This window comes from Streptococcus sp. 2022WUSS037, assembly GCF_044427225.1.
Taxonomy (GTDB): domain Bacteria; phylum Bacillota; class Bacilli; order Lactobacillales; family Streptococcaceae; genus Streptococcus.
Map to the genome: position 1 here is coordinate 246,745 of NZ_JAOTGJ010000001.1, position 19,595 is coordinate 266,339.

General features: G+C 41.3%; 16 protein-coding genes. 2 read left to right on the forward strand and 14 right to left on the reverse strand.

The genetic code is table 11. The features are described 5' to 3' along the window. Positions 1 to 47: 47 nt before the first annotated feature. The 4 genes from ODU55_RS01195 to ODU55_RS01210 form a co-directional block, all read right to left on the reverse strand. A complete protein-coding gene (locus ODU55_RS01195; RefSeq protein WP_398581607.1) occupies positions 48 to 1,061 on the reverse strand; it encodes a glycosyltransferase family 2 protein in 1,014 nt (337 codons plus the stop codon). A 44-nt stretch (positions 1,062 to 1,105) separates the two neighbouring features. Beyond that, positions 1,106 to 3,505, reverse strand: a complete 2,400-nt coding sequence (locus ODU55_RS01200) for a glycoside hydrolase family 3 C-terminal domain-containing protein (protein ID WP_398581634.1) — start codon at positions 3,503 to 3,505, stop codon at positions 1,106 to 1,108. 149 nt (positions 3,506 to 3,654) lie between these two features. Further along, a complete protein-coding gene (locus tag ODU55_RS01205) occupies positions 3,655 to 4,134 on the reverse strand; it encodes a GtrA family protein (protein WP_024404308.1) in 480 nt (159 codons plus the stop codon). A gap of 37 nt (positions 4,135 to 4,171) precedes the next feature. Then, entirely contained in the window at positions 4,172 to 7,084 is a 2,913-nt protein-coding gene (locus ODU55_RS01210; protein ID WP_398581608.1) for a glycoside hydrolase family 3 C-terminal domain-containing protein, read from the reverse strand. Between the two features lie 240 nt (positions 7,085 to 7,324). Between ODU55_RS01210 and ODU55_RS01215 the strand changes: the two genes are divergently transcribed. Both ODU55_RS01215 and ODU55_RS01220 read left to right on the forward strand, forming a co-directional pair. Next, the gene (locus tag ODU55_RS01215; protein WP_398581609.1) at positions 7,325 to 8,038 is read left to right on the forward strand and encodes a LytR/AlgR family response regulator transcription factor; all 714 of its coding nucleotides are present in this window, start codon (positions 7,325 to 7,327) and stop codon (positions 8,036 to 8,038) included. Next, positions 8,035 to 9,342: a GHKL domain-containing protein gene (locus tag ODU55_RS01220; protein WP_398581610.1), complete on the forward strand. Its 1,308-nt coding sequence runs from the start codon at positions 8,035 to 8,037 to the stop codon at positions 9,340 to 9,342. Before ODU55_RS01215 ends, ODU55_RS01220 begins: the two co-directional genes overlap by 4 nt. A 179-nt stretch (positions 9,343 to 9,521) precedes the next feature. Here the strand turns inward: ODU55_RS01220 and ODU55_RS01225 are convergent, their stop codons facing one another. The 10 genes from ODU55_RS01225 to ODU55_RS01270 form a co-directional block, all read right to left on the reverse strand. After that, positions 9,522 to 10,868 carry a metallophosphoesterase gene (locus ODU55_RS01225; RefSeq protein WP_398581611.1) on the reverse strand — a complete coding sequence of 449 codons (1,347 nt, stop codon included), beginning with the start codon at positions 10,866 to 10,868 and terminating at the stop codon, positions 9,522 to 9,524. 82 nt (positions 10,869 to 10,950) lie between these two features. After that, the gene (locus ODU55_RS01230; protein ID WP_398581612.1) at positions 10,951 to 12,465 is read right to left on the reverse strand and encodes a flavocytochrome c; all 1,515 of its coding nucleotides are present in this window, start codon (positions 12,463 to 12,465) and stop codon (positions 10,951 to 10,953) included. A 134-nt stretch (positions 12,466 to 12,599) separates the two neighbouring features. Next, positions 12,600 to 13,049 (reverse strand): thioredoxin, encoded by a 450-nt coding sequence (locus tag ODU55_RS01235; RefSeq protein WP_398581613.1) that lies wholly within the window; start codon positions 13,047 to 13,049, stop codon positions 12,600 to 12,602. A 65-nt stretch (positions 13,050 to 13,114) separates the two neighbouring features. After that, positions 13,115 to 13,726 (reverse strand): 30S ribosomal protein S4, encoded by a 612-nt coding sequence (rpsD, locus tag ODU55_RS01240; protein ID WP_002938227.1) that lies wholly within the window; start codon positions 13,724 to 13,726, stop codon positions 13,115 to 13,117. 311 nt (positions 13,727 to 14,037) lie between these two features. After that, positions 14,038 to 14,601, reverse strand: a complete 564-nt coding sequence (locus ODU55_RS01245; RefSeq protein ID WP_398581614.1) for a TlpA family protein disulfide reductase — start codon at positions 14,599 to 14,601, stop codon at positions 14,038 to 14,040. A gap of 18 nt (positions 14,602 to 14,619) precedes the next feature. Continuing rightward, entirely contained in the window at positions 14,620 to 15,315 is a 696-nt protein-coding gene (locus tag ODU55_RS01250) for a cytochrome c biogenesis CcdA family protein (protein ID WP_398581615.1), read from the reverse strand. Between the two features lie 139 nt (positions 15,316 to 15,454). Further along, positions 15,455 to 15,706 carry a Veg family protein gene (locus ODU55_RS01255; RefSeq protein ID WP_002938218.1) on the reverse strand — a complete coding sequence of 84 codons (252 nt, stop codon included), beginning with the start codon at positions 15,704 to 15,706 and terminating at the stop codon, positions 15,455 to 15,457. A 3-nt stretch (positions 15,707 to 15,709) separates the two neighbouring features. Beyond that, positions 15,710 to 17,065, reverse strand: a complete 1,356-nt coding sequence (gene dnaB, locus ODU55_RS01260; protein ID WP_029998154.1) for a replicative DNA helicase — start codon at positions 17,063 to 17,065, stop codon at positions 15,710 to 15,712. 34 nt (positions 17,066 to 17,099) lie between these two features. After that, positions 17,100 to 17,552 (reverse strand): 50S ribosomal protein L9, encoded by a 453-nt coding sequence (gene rplI, locus ODU55_RS01265; RefSeq protein WP_398581616.1) that lies wholly within the window; start codon positions 17,550 to 17,552, stop codon positions 17,100 to 17,102. Positions 17,553 to 17,562: 10 nt separating this feature from the next. After that, entirely contained in the window at positions 17,563 to 19,524 is a 1,962-nt protein-coding gene (locus ODU55_RS01270) for a DHH family phosphoesterase (RefSeq protein ID WP_024407743.1), read from the reverse strand. Positions 19,525 to 19,595 lie beyond the last annotated feature (71 nt).

Consider the following 19,595-nt stretch of genomic DNA (forward strand, 5'->3'; position numbering starts at 1 on the left):
TTTTTCTTCTATTCATTATAACAGCAAAACTCAGCCGAAACTGAGTTTTAGTTAAAACCATAAATTCTTTTCGCGATTTTATAGACGGCATTGGAAATTTTTCGGCCTGGATAACCGTATAAGTTAGTTAATTGCCCGAGTAACCCTTTACGAACGATTTTAAAGAGAGCTGGATTGTTATCACGAATATAGTGCCATAATTCCTGCTTTTTCATCATATGCTCAGCTGTTCCAGCACGATTGAGAAGGGCACAGGAGATAATGGTTGTAATCTCCACATGATTGAGCAAATAACTCCGTAAATCAGGATTGTCAATCGCCTCCAAGTCTAAATTATCTACCAAAATCCGATTGACTTTTAACTGCTGGTCAATGCGCTTAATCATGACGGATTCATTGACAGACTGGTCATTTCGCCCAATAAAGTAACGATAAAAATCTACTGGTAGATAGAACATGGTTTTGACTGCCTGCAAAGGAGTAAATACGAAAATATTATCCACATAGAAGGTATGCTCTGGTAGAACAAGACCAACCTCACGCAATAAATCTGTCCTGTAAATCAAGGAATGCATCATCATGTATTGACCCTTAGAAAAGGCACCTACATCTTCCCACCCGAAGATACGATTCTCAGGTAGAGTGGATTGATAAGACATAGATTTTTTACGAGATTGTCCCTCTTTTTCGTAAACAAAATTGGAAATGAAGGCATCAACAGGTGTATTTGCTTCTTCTAAAGCCTGCAAACTCTCTAGGATCTTCAAATAGGCCCTGGTATCGACCCAGTCATCTGAATCTACAACTTTAAAGTACTTCCCCTTGGCCTCACGTATCCCTGTATTAACAGCTCCGCCATGGCCCTTATTGTCCTGATAGATGGCACGTACATTTGAAAATTGATTCTCTAGTCCCTCTGCGATCTCCTGAGTCCGATCGGTCGAGCCGTCGTTAATAATCAGAATTTCAACCTTGTCACCACCCATTACAAGGGAATGAACACAGTAATGAAGGTAAGCCTCCGAATTATAACTCGGAATGGCAATGCTTAGTAAGGTCATCTTTCTCTCCGTTTGACACAATTTGTTACTATTTTATCACATTTTCAGGAAAGTTGCTTTTGATATTTTCTTTTTGCTTGATAGGCTCTCCATAGTTGACCTAAGCCCTTGAAAAAATGGCCATTGACAATGGTTAGAATCCCTTCCACCATCGGTAAATCGAGCATGTCACCTGTCATCTTTGCCATAGCCCTAAATGGCATATTATAAAGGAACAGCAGGTTCAAGTCAGGAGTCCCTTTCTGCTCTGCTTTTTTCAGTAAGCTAACCAATAGTTTATGCACGCCACGTGCCAACCTACTCTTCGCAAATTGGAGTTTCAAAACTGGATCGTTCAGGCTCAATTCTTGACCAATTTTCCAGGTTTCTTCTGGAACTGGACGTCCAAGCAATTGTGCAAAATCCTGTGATGAGACAGCCTGAACTTGGGCTGTCAGATAAGTCGGAAGCTGTTCTGAAGCAGGAAATTGGTCTACTGTACCATGTCGGGTAATCTCGCCAACTAAGCGAATATCCTGACTACTTGCACCTACATACAAGAGATAATTTCCAGCCTCTACTTCAAATTGGCCTGTCTCTTTATTAAAATAACGGAACGTATAGTCCTCAAAAGGAATAAAAATCTGTTTGGACTCGCCTGCTTTTATAAATACTTTTTTAAAGCCTTTTAATTCCTTTACAGGTCGGTAAATCTGACTATCTTCTTTACCTATGTATAGTTGGATGATCTCAGCCCCATCTACCATTCCTGTATTAGTGATTGTGACGGAAACTCCTGATTCAGACACTTCTAATTGACTGTAAGAAAAGTCTGTGTAGGACAATCCATAACCAAAGGGGTACTTGACAGCCTTGTCAACGCTTGTAAAGTAACGGTAGCCTACATAGAGAGCTTCCTTATAGAAGGCAAAATCTCCTTCAGCAGGGTAGTTCTCTGAAGACGGGACATCTGCTAACTCAACAGGATAGGTTTCGCTTAGTTTCCCTGACGGATTGACACGACCTATTAAGGTATCTAACATGGCTCTAGCACCAGCTTCTCCTGATAAATAGCCGTGAAGAACCGCATCTACATCCACATTCCAATTCATATCCACAACCGAACCAGCTGATAGGACAACAACGATTTTTTTACCTGTCCCTACCAAGGCATTCAGTAAGGATAACTGGTTTTTAGGGAGACTTAGATGATGACGATCCAAGCCCTCACTTTCACTCATTTCATCCAGCCCCATATAGTAAAGAACAAGCTCCGCTTGGTTTGCAAGATTGACAGCCTTGTCAACTAACTGCACATCCTCTTTATCTACACGTTGATAACCTTGTTCGTAACCAATGACATTTAATGGATAGTCCGCGATGCAATCCACTGTTTTATCTAATTGTCTTGTATTGATTAATGAAGAACCAGCTCCTTGATAGCGAGGATTTTGGGCAAATTCTCCGATGAGGGCTATTTTTATCTCGCTAGATAAGGGCAATATCTGATCTTTATTTTTTAATAATACAATGCTCTCAGCAGCAGCCTGACGGGCCAATTCATGTTGTGCAGAATAATCTACAGTTTGTCTTTCAGCATTGGCCAACTCCAAAACCACATCAAGTAGCTCATCCACGCGCTCATTCAATACCTGCTCGGACAGACGACCAGACTGAACAGCGTCAATGATTTCCTTTTGACCGACCTTTTTTGTACCTGGCATTTCCAAATGACTACCATTTTCAACACCGAGAACATGGTCATTGGAGCCTCCCCAATCCGATACGACAAAGCCAGTAAAGCCCCATTCATCACGGAGAATGTCACGCAAGAGGCGCTTGTCTTCATTAGCATAGATGCCGTTTATTTTGTTATAGGCAGACATGATTGCCTTTGGATTTCCTTCACGCACAGCAATCTCAAATCCTGTCAGATAGAGCTCTCTCAGCGTGCGCTCATCTACAATGGAGTCTGAAGCCATACGTCGCAATTCCTGACTGTTTACAGCTAAATGCTTAGGCGTTGCCGCAACACCTTGCGACTGCATTCCCCGAATCATTGCGGCCGCCAGTTTTCCCGCCTGATAAGGATCTTCTGAATAATACTCAAAGTTTCGACCACATAAGGGACTGCGCTTGATATTAAGCCCCGGACCCAAAATGACATTGACACCCAAGCTGTTTGCTTCTGCGCCGAGACCTTGTCCGACACGTTCAACTAGATCCACATCCCAAGAATTTGCCAAGGTAGCAGCTGTTGGGAAACAAGTTGCAGGGACAGAGGCATTCAGCCCTAAGTGATCACCTTCACCTTCTTGCTTGCGAATTCCATGTGGCCCATCAGACAAAAAGATAGATGGAATTCCTTTTTCAGGGTAATCCTTGGTTTCCCAAACAGATTTTCCTGACATGAGAGCTGCTTTTTCTTCCAATGTTAAACGATTAATAATCTCCTGATGCTTCATCATCTTTTCCTCATTCTATTTCTTTATCATTATCATATCAGACTAACGGGACAATTAAAACGCTTTCTTCATAATCTGTACGATTTTAGGCATAATCTGCTATAAAAAATCTCCCCAGAAAATACTAGGGAGATTGTGTTCATCACTTCTTATTTCATGATTACAAACTTCATCATTGGATAGTTGACAGCCACTTGAACGAAAATATTGACCCAATTGGCTGCTGTCTGTGCCCAACCCAAACTCAAGCCCCATGATGTAAAAAGCTGAGTAGTGTAAGGTGGTAGCACAATGGACAAAATTCCTGCAACTAGAACAGTTAAGATATACCAATGAAGGGTCTTGGAAATATCATTTTCTGCTCCAAAGACCAACTTCCTTTGGACGATATAGTTGACAATCTGTGCCGCTACATAGGCCAATAGGAAGGAGAGAAAGCCGTTTAAACCGCCATTTTCTACGGCATAATGGAAGATGAACCAGTGAAATGGCTGATTTGACAAGGCTGTAAAGAGGAAATTTGTTGACAACCAAAGAACACAGAAATTTGTAATGGTCGCTATGTTTGATAACACATTAAACTTGATAAATTCCCACAAGTCTGGGTGTTTGGCAATCCATTCTTTCATACGGTCTCCTATGCAAGACAAGGGGGATGCCCCCTTGTTATGCTGCGTTTTTTTCTTCTTTTTTCTTACCTGTCAACTTGACAAGACCGAAACCTGTCAAGCCGATGAGGGCAATATTGCTTGCTACCAATACAACAATCCACCATTTAGTTTTTGGTTTGTAGATGTCAAAGGCTGCAGAATGAGCAACGGTGTACAAGATATTTTTGCTTGCCTGACGAAGTGCTGCAACCCCTTCTTCAGTCCCAGTTGAAGTGGCTGTTGGAAGATCACCCATAGGTGTCAACATGAGGTCGCCACCGTTGCGGATAGCTTGGTCTGGACTCATATAGTCTTGACCGTCAAAGTCTGTGATGACCATTCCCTTGAAGCCCCACTCGTCACGAAGGACAGTATTCAAGAGGTCGCTGTTACCACCAGCCCAAAGGGTACCGATACGGTTAAAGGATGACATAATAGCAGTCGCTCCACCTTCTTTGACAGGAATTTCAAAGGCTTTCAGATAGATTTCACGCATGGCTTGTTCGTTAGACCAAGTCGCCACACCTTCACGGTTATCTTCTTGGTCATTGAGGGCAAAGTGTTTGGTAAAGGTATAGACACCATTTTCAAGAGCTTTTGCTACCAGTGAGCTTGCCATTTTACCTGAAATTAGTGGGTCTTCTGAATAGTACTCGAAGTTACGACCTGAGAATGGTGAACGGTGGATGTTCACAGCTGGTGCATACAGACCAACGATACCGTGTGCCAATGCCTCTTTGGCAAAAGCATCGCCCATTTCTTCAGCCAAGTCGGTATTCCACGTAGAAGCAACAACGACTTCTGAGTTATATTGAACGCCTTTGATACCTTGGAAGATACCGTTGATACCGGCAGGGCCGTCCAAGTCAACAACAGCTGGTTTATCAATTGATTTGACTGCTCCTGTTGCATAACCTCCATAACCAATCAAATTGACCATTTCATCAACAGACATTTGAGCAACGAGTTGTTCCCAACGCTCGTCATCATAATCTGCACCAATCAAATCAACCAAACGAAGTCCGTTATCTTCTGTTTTCACCGTATCAATCGGTGTTTCTGAAGATTCGTCAATACGGAAGTTTGAATTATTGATTTCTGTAGCAATTTGCTTGCTAGCTTCTTTGTCTTTTGTACGTTCAGTTGGCAAAGTACCTGCCCAATCCGCACGGGTTACATACTTGACATCACCAACAGCGTATTCAAAGGCATTAGTTACCTCAGCTTTATCAGATGAACGTTGCGTCAAGACTTCCTTGCTGTCAACTGCATAGGTTTCTGAATCCAATACATCATGAGCATTATTCATGAGTTTGATTTGGTAGTCGCCTTTCTCTAAAACGTAGGCTTTTTCAGTCTTTTCATCGTAAGATGCCATGTCATCACGGTCGAAGGAAATTGTCATTTCTTCACTTTGTCCTGGTTCAAGTACATCTGTCTTGTCAAATCCAGCCAAGACAACATGAGATTTTTCAATACCTCCTTCGGTATATGGAGCAGTGTAATAAACTTGTGCAACTTCTTTACCAGCTACATCACCAGTGTTGGTTACCTTGACATTGACCTCAATCTTATCACCATTCTCTTTCATACTGGTGATTTCTTGGTCAAATGTTGTATAGCTCAAACCGTAGCCAAATGGATATTGCACAGTTGCATCGTAGGCTGCCTCATCTACTTGACCAGTCGCATTGTCAACAAAGCGGGTTTCATAGTAACGATAGCCTAGATAGATACCTTCTTGGTAGTTGACAAATTTGTAGTTAAAGGTCTGAGGTTCTTTTGCTCCCCATGGAGTTTTCTCATAAGTAATATTGGTATAAGAGAAGTCCCCTGTATTCCAGTAGGTCGGGTTGGTTTCCAAGTCATAGGCATAGGTATCGACCAAGCGACCAGACGGGTTGACATCTCCTGCCAAGATATTAGCTACACCGTTCAAACCAGTTGAACCAGGTCCGCCAATCCAGAGAGCCGCATCGACACCTGCCTCTTCCAAGAAACCAAGTTCCATCGCATTTGAAGAGTTGACCAAGACAACAACCTTGTCAAAGTTTTCGGTTACAGTTTTCAACATAGCTTTTTCAACTTCTTGAAGTTCAAGATAGTGCTTGTCCTTGTCTCCTTGTTGGTATTCTGCCATATTTTGTGGAAGGTCTGCCCCCTCACCTCCGTTACGAGAAATAACTACTAAAGCTGTGTCTGAGAAATTCTTCGCATTTGTTAGCAATTCATCTGTGTATTTGTCTTGAGTTGGCTCATAGATATTGTAATCTCCACCATTGAGAGAGAAGATGTTGGTACCTTCTTTTTCTGGGAGGTTTTCTGTATAGAAATCGGTCAATTCACTGTTGACTTCAAAACCAGCATTTTCAAGACCTTGTTGCAGATTGACGTTTTTGGACTCATCTGCAGCACCTGAACCAGATCCTCCGTAAGTAATGGCTACAGAAGAAATACCAAAGACATTGACCTTAGATGATTTTTCAAGCGGTAGGGTCTGATTTTTGTTTTCAAGCAAGACAGTGCCTTCTTCTTGAATAGTTGTTACCAAAGATTTAGAAACCTCTTCTGCCTCAGCTATTTTTGTCTCATCTGCATAAGACGGCGCAAAATAGGTGTCAATTACATTGACAAACATATTGACAGCATAGTTGGCACCAATGATTATTACACCTAATAATGCCAAAAGTGAAGTAAAGATCTTTGATTTTTTGGAAACAAATGCCTTATTCTTCATACCTTTGTAAATATAGTATGCGAATAAAGCTACGACTGCTAAACTAGCACATATTAAAACAATCTTTGCAATCCCTGCTGCATCCCATGCTTGATAGGAACTAGCATAATCTTCCGCCGCAAATGCCGTTACTCCGACATTTCCCATGAGAGTAACTAAACTTGCTAAACCAAGTTTTTTCCAAGCCTTCATAAGACTTCCTCCTAAACGTTTCGGCTTTCATGTAAGCCTTTTCTTTTTCTTGAATCCACTATATCAATTAACATACTTAATGAAAACCCTTTCTTCATAATCTGTCATTTAACCTTCATAATTTGTAATTTGAGAAAAATAATCCTACTCTTGCTATTTTATCATTTGATTTTTCTAAAATATAGCTAACAATTTCATTTTAATTCTGATATACTGATAGAAAATAAAAGGGAGTACTTTATGAAAATCGCGATTGTAGAAGATCAAAAAATCGAGCAAGAAAGATTGTCCAACTACATCAAAACCTACTGCCAAAAAGCTGGGATTGCAGTGGAAATCAGCTGTTTTAATGACGGTCTCCATATCACTAGTGACTATCAAAAACAATTTGACCTGATTTACCTAGATGTCGAGATGGAGATTATGGACGGGATGACCACCGCTCAAAAGATTCGATCTGTGGATAAAGATGTTCTCATCGTCTTTGTGACCAATCATTCCCATGTCGCTATTCAGGGTTATTCTGTTGAGGCCATTGATTTTCTTCTCAAACCACTGAGCTCCTTTGTCTTTGAGGAACATTTTAAAAAAATTCTTAGAAAATTACCCGATAGCCAAGAGAAACAAAGTTTGTATATAAAAAGCAAGCAGTCCACTGTAAAACTCTATCAAGAAGATATTGTTTACCTAGAAAGTCAAGGACATCAGGTCCACATCTACACAGTTGACGGTGGCCTAACGATTACCCATAATAGTCTCAAGAATCTCGAAGCCATGTTAGACAGTAAATTGTTTGTACGAGCCCACTCAGCCTATATCATCAATCTATCCCACGTTCAAAAAGTGGAAGGAAGCCTTGTTTACGTCACAAATACAGCCTTGCCGATTAGCCGCCCAAGGAAAAAAGAATTTATGAAAGCTCTAACCAACTTCATCGGAGATAGCCTACTATGATCAACTTCCCTGATATTCCGCGTTTCTATACTGCTCTAACAGAAAGCTTGGCCTGCCTACTGGTCTGTTCCTCACTTGTTTTGTCTGAAAAATGGTCACGCAAACAGTTCCGTATCCTCCTGATTTTCCTCATACAAATCTTACTTCAACTTGTGGCTGGCAAACTTCCTTTACTTTTTTGGACTGTGGGAATGGGCATCAATATCGCTTGGATGTTTGTTTCCATTCGATTGCTTGGAGTTATCCACAAGAGGACTAGACTCTATTTGACAGCAAAAGCCTTTATTATTGCCGAATTAGTAGCCTCTATTACTTGGCATCTCTACTGTTTGACGATTTATCAACAACCTGTGGATAACTTGTGGACACAAGGGGTATTTTTGTTGATAACTTCTCTGCTGTCTTACTGGCTCATCTACCTACAAGATCGAAAAGTTCGCTTAGAAGAATTGGATAAATTCATTGAGCAGCGAGATGTGACGGTAGCCGTCTTTACAACCTTATCTATCTTTGTTCTCAGTAATATTGGCTTCATCCTCTCAGGCACGCGCCAATTTCAAGACTCGACCAGCATTTTCATTCTTCGGACAACCGTCAATCTCTCTGGTCTTCTGCTCCTATTCACCCAAGAATCTCAACAATACGATCGCTATTTACGGCAGGAATTGACATCTATCAATAATATGTTTCAACTTCAATACAAGCAATACCAAGCCTATCGTGAAAACAGTGAGATTCTTGACCGTAAGGTCCATGATTTAAAGCATCAACTGGCCATCATTCAGCAAGAATCGGATAAAACAAAAAAGGAGCAATACCTGGAGGAAATGAGCGAGGTGATCCAGACCCTTGACGCCAAGATTGAAACAGGAAATCCCGTTCTAGATACCATTCTCAGCCAAAAAAATTATTACTGTTTGCAAAATGGAATCAACTTTACCTGTATTGTTCAGGGAGAACCCCTCCATTTTATGGATGTAATGGATATTTCAGCTCTGTTTGGAAATGCCATTGACAATGCCATCGAGGCTGTTGAAAAAATAGATAACCCTGAACAACGCTTGATTACTTTAAAGGTTGCCAGCCATCAGCAATTTCTCATCATTCGATTAGACAACTACGATACTTCTTCACTAGACTTATCCACAGGACAACTCCCTGAAACTTCAAAAACAAATAAGGACTACCATGGATTCGGTCTTAAGAGTATGGAGTATGTTGCCAATAAATACGATGGCAGTCTCACACTTAGCAAGGAAGATAATTGGGTGCAACTAAAAATCATCCTCCCCTTACAAGCATAGAGGGAGTGGGAAAGAATTCGACTAGTCAAAAAAGAGTTCGTCTTCCCACCCCCGCACAGTTGATTAGGTCAGATTTGGAGTGTGAAACACGAACAAATCTGCCAATCAACCACTGCGCTGAGATGTTGACACGAACTCTGAGAAGCGAGACTGGGCTTGCCCAGCCTTCTTTCTATTCATCATTTAGAAACCGTCACTTGCTCCACATCTCGACCTTGACTCCGTTTTATAATCACATCAAGATAATCAGCCAAGAAACTTCTCGGTGATGCCGCTTGCAAGGTCTGATAGGCTTGGCTAGGAAATACCATCTCTTCAAGCCAAGTCTGGTCCAATTTTTCTCCTGAAAAATAAGCACGATTGGCTGGTATGATAAATTGTGAAATTGCATCTGCCGTCTCGCCATCATACCACCGTTCATCGTTCAACACATTGTGAACCATGATGTCGCTGGTATTGTCAAAGACGATTTGTAAGTAGCTTAGGTGATTCTGCAAATTTGGATTACTAGGTTGGTGCTTTTCTGTCCACGAAGCCATATCAAGTTGAGTTTTTTGATAGCGAATGCTTGTATCATCAAGGCTCAGTTGGCCGATAACAGCTGGGTAAATAGAAAATGCTCCATTGACCACCTCAGAATAGCTGACTTGCCCCAAGTCTTCTTCAACAATATTCTGAGAATGAGTGTGTCCCGAAAAACCAAATTGAATGCCATATTGATTGAACAAGGTCTTCAAATCGGCAGCATTATCCAAAGTATAGCCTTTTGAGAGCATGGCATGCTGTTGCAAGACATTGTGATGGACAACAGGTATCAAGCTCACTCCAGCTTCCTTGGCTGCCTGAAGCTGTACATCTATCCAATCCAAGGTCTCTTTTTTGATACGTCCATTGGTTGGAGGAGCTCCTTTACCGTAGCCGTCAGAGTAGATGTTACTGTCTATCATCAGAAACCAAGCATTGGAAAATGGCTTGGCCAGATAGCTCAATGAGGCTTGATCACGACTGCTGGCTTGTTGATAGCCATGATTGTCAAATATATCTGAAAATTGCTGAGCGGTGACCTGATCCGTCACTATCTGCTGATCTCCCTTAAAGGCCCTAGCCCAGCCACTGGCAATATCATGGTTGCCAGGAATGACCAAAACCTCCGTTCCTTTTTCTTCAATCTGGGTAAAATACTGCGCCAATTCAACCATGCTCTGCTTTTCACCATTGAGAGTCAAATCCCCACTGACTAGTAATAAGGACGGTTGCTCACGCTCAACCTGCTCAACCAAGGCCTCCATCCGCTCTTTTCCATAACGTAAATCCTTGCCAGCAGCTGTTTTTTCGATATAGGAAAAAGCCTCTCCATCATCAAATAAATCCTGTGACAAATAATGCAAATCTGTGATAATCCAAATTTTATCTTGGTCTCTTAATGCAGCCTCGACATAGGATTGCTGATGCTGGCAAGCAATAGCAGACCAAATCAAAACAATGGCTGCAATAGCTCCTAGCAATAATACTATCTTCTTCTTCATACCTTAAAAGTATATCATCTTAGATGAATGGCTACAAGAAAAGGGGGTGACAGTTAATCTGTCTCCTCCCTTTATTCATTGATTATTTTTTTGCAAATCCAGCTGCTTGTTCACCAGCCTGACGACCAAATACGATGATGTCTGCTACAGCATTACCACCAATACGGTTTTGACCATGAACACCACCAGTTACTTCACCAGCAGCATAAAGACCAGAGATTGCTGAACCATCTGTCTTCAATACTTGAGTATTGGTATTGATTTTCACACCACCCATCGTATGGTGGATACCTGGAGCAACCTTAATCGCATGATAAGAACCTGTATCCAAAGCATGATCCATACCAGATGTACGACCAAATGCCGCATCATTTTTATCCGCTACAGCCTTGTTCCAAGTATCAAGTGTTGTTTGAAGTGTATCCGCAGGTAGGTCAATTTCTTTAGCCAAATCTGCAAGTGTAGCACCCGTTTTTACAAGACCTTTTTCTTCGTATTGAGCAATCGCCTTCACACGATCTTTCAAGGCATCATCAAAGATAACATAAGCATAGTTTGGCTCCAAGCTATTGATAGCCGCAGAAACTTTATCACGAGTTTCCAACTCATTAACAAAGCGCTCCCCTTTAGAATTGACAAGGATAGCACCTTCACCACGAACCGCTTCTGTAATCAAGTAAGAGGTTTCTTGCTCAACAGTTGGGTGAATTTGGATTTGTTCCATATCAACAGTTGCTGCACCTTCTGATTCAGCAAGCGCAATACCGTCACCTGTTGAGCCAGGTTGGTTAGTTGTTACATAGCCTTCAAGGGCAGGATTGAATTTTGCAACCATTTCCAAGTCTGATCCAAAACCACCCGTAGCCAACACAACAGCTTTTGCTGAAATTTTCTTCGTTTCTCCAGCAATTTCTACCTCAACACCTGTTACTGCACCATCTTTGTCTTGCAGTTTTGTCACATCTGCATTTACAAAAATTGGTACTTCACGTTCAACAAGATTGTGGTAAAGACCATTTACTAAGTAGCCACCAACAGCTGAACCATCTGCTGGACGGTGGGTACGTTTCTCACTCATACCACCAGTTGTAGTTAGATTGCTAAGAGTGATCCCCATTCCATCCAACCAGTCAATTGCACTAGCAGAGTGATCTACAAGATAACGAAGCAATTCAGGATCATTTGTTCCTTTACCACCTTTAAGGGTTTCTTCGTAGAATTTATCGTTTGTATCAGCAATACCTTCCGCTTCTTGGAATTTAGTCTGTGAAGCATTCATACCAGCTGATGATTTAGCCGTATTACCACCGATAACAGGCATTTTCTCCAAGAGAGCAACACTAGCACCAGCATCTTTAGCTGAAATAGCTGCAGACATCCCTGCACCACCAGAACCAACTACGATAACATCATAGCTATCTTTCAACTCAGATGGATCTGTATATTCTTTCACAGATGCACCTGAAACAGCCTCTTCTGAAGAAGACGTAGTAGACGATGAAGAAGTTGCTGTTTTGTCAGACTTACCCCCACACGCTACTAAAAACACCACAGCAAGTAGACTCATTAGTAAGCCTAACCAAGCTTTCTTTTTCATGATAAACCTCCAAATTTTATCTGATATTAGTATTATACAAGATTGTGAAATGTTTTTCAATCTGTTTTGAAATATTTTTCACAAACATGAACAAAAAAATGTATGATTCAAACATCACACATTTTTACGGCTATTTACTGATTTTGCAGAGCTAAAAAGCTCGCTATTTCGGATATTGTTGCTTGGCTCCCTTTTCGGAGTATTCCAGATAATTTACCCGATTTATAATAGGTTAAGCTAGGAACCGTAGCAAGACCTTGACTCTGTCGAAATTGTTGTATTTTTCCATTCGAATCAGACTCGCTATCTAAATAGTAGATAGTCGCATGTGATTGCTCTACTACCTCTGTTAATTTAGGAACAAAATCGCGACAATAAGGGCATGTCTCACGACCTATGTATAATATAAATTCTTCCTCGTTTTGGATTTTTTGCTCCACTTCATCTATCGAAATAGCCTGATAACTCTTTACAGCCTTCACGTAGTCTGATTCATTCGGTGCAGCCGCTGATTGAGATAGAAAGAATGCCCCACCTACGACCAAAATAGTCAATACCACTAGCAAAGAATACTTACGCCACATAATCTCTCCTCAAATACAGACAAAAAGCCCTTGTAAATAGGGCTTTTAAAATATCGATACAAATCTTAGAGCATTTTGTTGTAGAATTCTACGACAAGAGCTTCGTTGATTTCTGGGTTGATTTCGTCGCGTTCTGGCAAGCGAGTCAATGAACCTTCAAGCTTTTCAGCATCGAATGATACGAAAGCTGGACGGCCAAGAGTTGCTTCAACAGCTTCAAGGATAGCTGGAACTTTGATTGACTTCTCACGAACTGAGATAACTTGACCAACTTCAACGCGGTATGAAGGAATATCAACGCGTTTGCCGTCAACAAGGATATGACCGTGGTTTACGAATTGACGTGCTTGACGACGAGTAGTTGCCAAACCAAGACGGTAAACGACGTTATCCAAACGACGCTCCAAAAGAAGCATGAAGTTGAAACCAAGAGTACCTTGTTTGATTTTAGTAGCTTGTACGAACAAGTTACGGAATTGTTTCTCACCCAAACCGTAAGAGAAACGCAATTTTTGTTTCTCAGCCAATTGCAAACCGTATTCTGACAATTTAGAACGGTTGTTTGGTCCGTGTTGACCTGGTACGTAGTTACGACGTGCCAATTCTTTACCTGTACCTGTCAATGACAAGCCAAGACGACGAGCTTGTTTCCAAGATGGTCCTGTATAACGTGACATTTGTTATGTCCTCCTAAAAATAAAAATTTCCGTCATTTCGTTTCTCTTTTATTACGTCGTTAAGTCGGTTTGGCATACCTCAGTATAGCCTGCACCTCCTTGCCTAGTACTAAAAGGAAACAAAAAAGACTTATTTGTAGGAAATAACGTTTTAAGCAAACCTGATTCGTGCAGGAGACCTTCATCGAAACAGCAACGATTACTCTTCTTGCTGACCTTCTGTTGACGAGCTTCATTTTGCCCTGCTGTTATTTCGCACAAAGATTAGTATAGCACAAAAAAAAGGCTCTGTAAAGCCTTTTTCATCCTTCTTATTGCATTTCTTCCAATAATTCGACCAATTTTTCCTTCTGCACCTGTCCTGCAAAGGAAACCTTGAGGGTTCCATCACTATTGATGAGGATATGGGTCGGAAATGCAGCAATGCCAAACTGTGTCATCGCCTGATCTTTGGTATCAAACAAGACAGGATAGGTCGCACCTAGCTCACTAGCCTTCTCTAAAATCTCAGCCTTGCTCACATCCTCAGGCTTGGTATTCTCAAACTCAGCATCCTCAGGTGACGTAATCGACAAAAAGACAAAATCTTCCTTATCCTTATACTCTTGATAAACCTCCTCCAATTCTGGGATTTCTCTTTGACAAGGACCACACCAGGTCGCCCAAACATTGATATAAATCTTCTTCCCCTTGTAATCTGCCAGATTGACATCATTTCCATCCTTATCCTTTAGGGAAAAATCTAGCGTGACAGGTTGATTGGCCTGCAAAGTTGAGTCCGTAGAAGACGGACTTACCAATGGTAACAAGGAACAAGCCGTCAACACAAAACAGGAAGCAAGTAAGCAAGCGACAATAGATAGCAACTTTTTCATAAACAAATCCTTTCTACCCTACTGGAAAAAACGAACAAGATGCTGGAAGAAACCTGTTAAAATACTCAAGCCAATCAAGAGCAATAGATAACCTGAAATACGCTTGGTCCAAGCCAAATAGTGCCGATTGTTCTTGAAGAAAGCCAACATTTTCTGAGAAAAAAAGGCAACCAAAATAAAGGGAAGAATAAAACCAAGACAATAAACCAACAGCAAGATACCGCTCAACCAGCCCTCCTGACTGCTAGCATAGATAAAGACAGAAGCCAGAATCGGACCGATACAAGGTGTCCATGAAAAGCTAAAGGTAAAGCCCATCAAAAAAGCTAAAAATGGAGTGACCTGTTTCCCCGCTTGATAGACCTTGTTTTTCGCAGAAAATTCACGCTCCAACATGGGAATATTGAACCAGCCCAACTGCAAAATCCCCATGAGAATAATCAGCAGACCACTGATGATTTGCAAGACTTGAGCATTGGCTTGTAAGACCCTACTCAGCAAACTAGAGGCAAAGCCTAATAAGAAGAAGGTCACAGCAATCCCAACCACAAAACTCAGCGTATTAACCAGGACATTCCTCTCCCCCTCTTTCCCTTCAGCTCCACCTGCCAACAAACCAATATAGATAGGGAGAATTGGCAGAACACAGGGAGAAAGAAAAGACAGAAGCCCCTCAGCAAACAGAGCCAAAAATGTAAACCATTGCAAGTCCATACAAACTCCTTTCTATCTCGCACACAAATGTTGTTGAAAACGCTTTTATGTACTAATATTGTAACACACTGCTTTATCTTAGTCAATATATAGTTTGGTTAAAACATACAAAAAAGCCTGCAAATACAGGCTCCCATTCCTAATCCAAATAATGAATCAAAATCTTTTCTGTCAAAATGTCTGAGTAAGTATAAGATTCCACAAAGGTATTGTTTGGATCTTCAAATTCAACGATAAAGAGAGACTGATAAACCTCCACAATACGCCCCTGCTTATTCTTCTCACGCTTACGACCATTTTCAAGGGTCAATTCAACAATTTGTCCCTCATGGTCTTTAATATCTTGTTTGATTTGCTTCATTTTAGCAACATCTGTAAATGCATCACTCATTCTCTATCCATCCTCTCTCTTGGAAATACTTGCAAATTTATTGTATTCTTTTTGGAACATGAGTTCCACGGTACCACGCGCACCGGAACGGTTTTTCTCGATGATGACTTCAACCGTATTGTTCGGAATGCCACCGTCTTCCTGCTCACCGCGCTCATAGTAATCATCACGATACAAGAAGGCAACGATATCCGCATCCTGCTCGATAGACCCAGACTCACGAATATCGGACAAGACGGGACGCTTGTCCTGACGTTGTTCCACACCACGCGACAACTGACTAAGCGCGATAACTGGCACTTTCAATTCCTTAGCCAAAATCTTCAACTGACGGGAGATCTCCGAAACCTCTTGTTGCCGGTTTTCACGACCTGTTCCTGTAATCAACTGAAGATAGTCAATCAAAATCAAGCCCAGATTTCCAGTCTCCTGAGCCAACTTGCGTGACCGCGAACGGATTTCTGTAATCTTGATACCAGGTGTATCATCAATGTAGATGCTTGCCCGAGCCAAATTAGCCTGAGCCACCATGTACTTGTTCCACTCTTCCTGTGTCAAATGACCCGTACGAATAGAACGCGAGTTAATGACCCCCTCAGAAGCGAGCATACGGTCAACCAAGCTCTCTGCACCCATCTCTAAAGAAAAGATGGCAACGGTCAAACCCAGTTTTGTACCAATATTTTGTGCAATATTGAGGGCAAAAGCTGTCTTACCAACCGCAGGACGAGCCGCAAGAATAATCAACTCTTCCTCATGCAGACCCGTTGTCATGGCATCAAGGGCAGGATAACCTGTCGCAATACCAGTAATATCCGAGGTCTGCTTGGCACGTGTCTCAAGGTTATCAAAGTTGATATTCAAGACATCATCAATCCGCTTGAAACCACTTCGACTGGCTCCCTCACTGACATCAATCAAGGCTTTTTCAGCATTGGCAATAATGTCATCTGAACCATCCGCACCCTCGTATGCCTGATTGACAGCATCTGTCAAACGAGCAATCAGTTTACGAAGATTGGATTTTTCCGCGACAATCTTGGCATAGAATTCCGCATTGGCTGCCGTCGGTACGGAACTAATGATTTCCGCCAAGTAAGCCAAACCACCGATATTTTCCAAATCACCATGGTTGACCAGATAGTTCCGCATGGTGGTCGCATCAATTGCTTCATTCTTATCAGAAAGGGCAATCATTGCCTTGAAAATCAGCTTATGGGCATGCTTGAAAAAATCCTCTGCCTCAATGTATTCACGAACAAAGACCAACTTGCCTTCATCCAGGAAAATTGCACCCAAGACCGATTGTTCAGCCAGAATATCCTGGGGCTGCACCCGCAATTCATCTAACTCTGCCAAGATTTCACCTCCTCACTGATGGTATTGATATAAATTAAGCCTCTTTAATGCTCAAGTTGATAACGCCTGTCACATCTTGATAGATTTTAACTGGAACATCAATCAAGCCAAGGGCACGAATTGGGTGGTCTAATTGAATATGGCGTTTGTCAATCTTGATACCAAATTGTTTTTCTAATTCCTCAGCAATCTTCTTGCTGGTAATAGAACCAAAGGTACGACCATCTGGACCAACTTTTTCAAAAAATTTCACTAATGTAGCTTCTTCTGCCAACTTAGCCTTGATAGCCTCTGCTTCGGCAACCATTTCTGCGTGTGCCTTGGCTTTAGACTTTTCTTGACCACGAAGGGCACTGATTGCTTGGTTTGTAGCTTCCTTAGCCAAATTTTTCTTAATCAAGAAGTTTTGGGCATAACCTGTTGGAACTTCCTTAATCTCACCCTTTTTACCTTGACCTTTAACATCTGCTAAAAAGATTACTTTCATATCTGTTCTCCTAATTTCCATTTATTTCTTCGCGGATTTTATCCGTCAACTTTTCACATACTTCTGCGATTGTCTGGTCATATACCTGAGCGGCAGCTAGGTTAAAGTGGCCACCTCCACCCATTTCTTCCATGATGCGTTGAACATTGATCTTACTATGACTCCTTGCAGAAATAGATACATACCCTTTGGTATTTCTTGTTATAACAAATACCGCCTCAATTCCTGCCATGTCCAATATTGTATTGGCAGCCTTGCTCGGAATAATATTATCGTATTCTTTAGTATCATCTGCACACGCAATAACAACATTGGACTCAATTCTCTGCCCACTTAAAATCAGTTCATTGATTTGACGATATTCCTCAAAATCTGTCGCAGCAATCTGCTGAATTTCCAAGCTATCGCTACCACGAGTCCGCAAGTAACTAGCCACATCAAAAGTACGACTGGTCACACGAGAGGTGAAATTTTTTGTATCAAGCATAATCCCAGCCATCAATAAACTAGATTGAATGCGATTAAGCTTATGGTGTTTGTCATTCTGGAATTGAATTAATTCCGTTACTAACTCACTCGCAGAACTAGCACCACTCTCTATATAAGTCAAAACTGCATTATTTGGGAAATCTGTATCGCGACGATGATGATCAACCACCACAACCTGGGTAAATTGTTCATAGAAATCCTTATCCAAAGTCAAGCCAATCTTTGAATGATCTACCATGATTAACAACGACTGGAAAGTGACCATCTTCATGGCTTCCTCAACCGTTAGCAAATTAGAACAATTTTCATCACTCAACTTCTTGATAGCACGTGCAATATCTGGTGCCATTTCATCTGGATTATACACCGTATAGGCATTGTTCATAATATTTTGAGCAAAGTACTGCATACCGACCGCGGATCCAAGCGCGTCCATATCTAAATTACGATGTCCCACCACAAAAACAGCATCAACCGATTTGAGTTTATCTGATACAGCAGTCATCATAGCACGAGTCCGCGTACGTGTTCGTTTAACGGAAGAAGCTGAGCCACCGCCAAAGAAAAGTGGCTGTTTACTCTCATCATTTTCCTTGACCACAACCTGGTCTCCACCACGAACCTCAGCCATATTGAGATTTTGGAGCGCAACCTGTCCGATTTGGTGATGATTTTCATTACCATACGCCAATCCCATACTCAAAGTCAAACCTAAATCTAACTTTTTAGCCTCCTCGCGGAACTTATCAATAACTGAAAACTTATTCTCTATCAATTTTTCCAACACAGCATAATCTGTAAAGAAATAGAATCGATCCATTGTGCCGCGTCGGTAGTAGATACCGTAATCATGGCAAAATTCCGAAACAAATTGAGCCAAGAAGGAATTGACTTGGCTAATTTGAGAATCAGTTACAGCATCCTCAAGCTCATCATAGTTATCAACTGAAATAATCCCTATAACAGGACGGCTTCCGATCAAACTATTTGTCGCCGAATACTCTGTTGACGCATCAAAAAAGTAAAATAACCCTTGATCAAAATCAACGTTAACAGCATATCTCTTGCCTGAAAAGTTCGCATAAATTCGCTCCTCATCCAGACCAACGTCAATAATTTCACGTAGTTTTTTTTGATCAAACTCACCATTTTCTTGAGCAAAAATCAGCTCAGCAAAAGGATTAAACCATTCTACCTGATTACTATCTGGTCGAACTTTGATAACTCCCACTGGCATTTTATCCAAGAGCATCATCAAACCAGAATTAGCCTGATTATTGAGATATTCAATCTGTTCTAGCTCACTAAATTCATAAGAATGTTTTTGATAAATAAACAGCGCAATCAACACCAATAGGCTGATGAGTAGCGCAAAAACTGTACTGGCACCAATTGGAAAAAGTCGGTGGACAAGAGCCACCAACCCAAATAAAATGACACCTATCATGACAAAGTGAATTGTCGAAAATCGAAATCTTTTCATCACTAACCTCTGCCTGCCATTCTACCATAAATTCAGTAAAAAAGCTACTTTTCACATGATTTTAAAGTAGT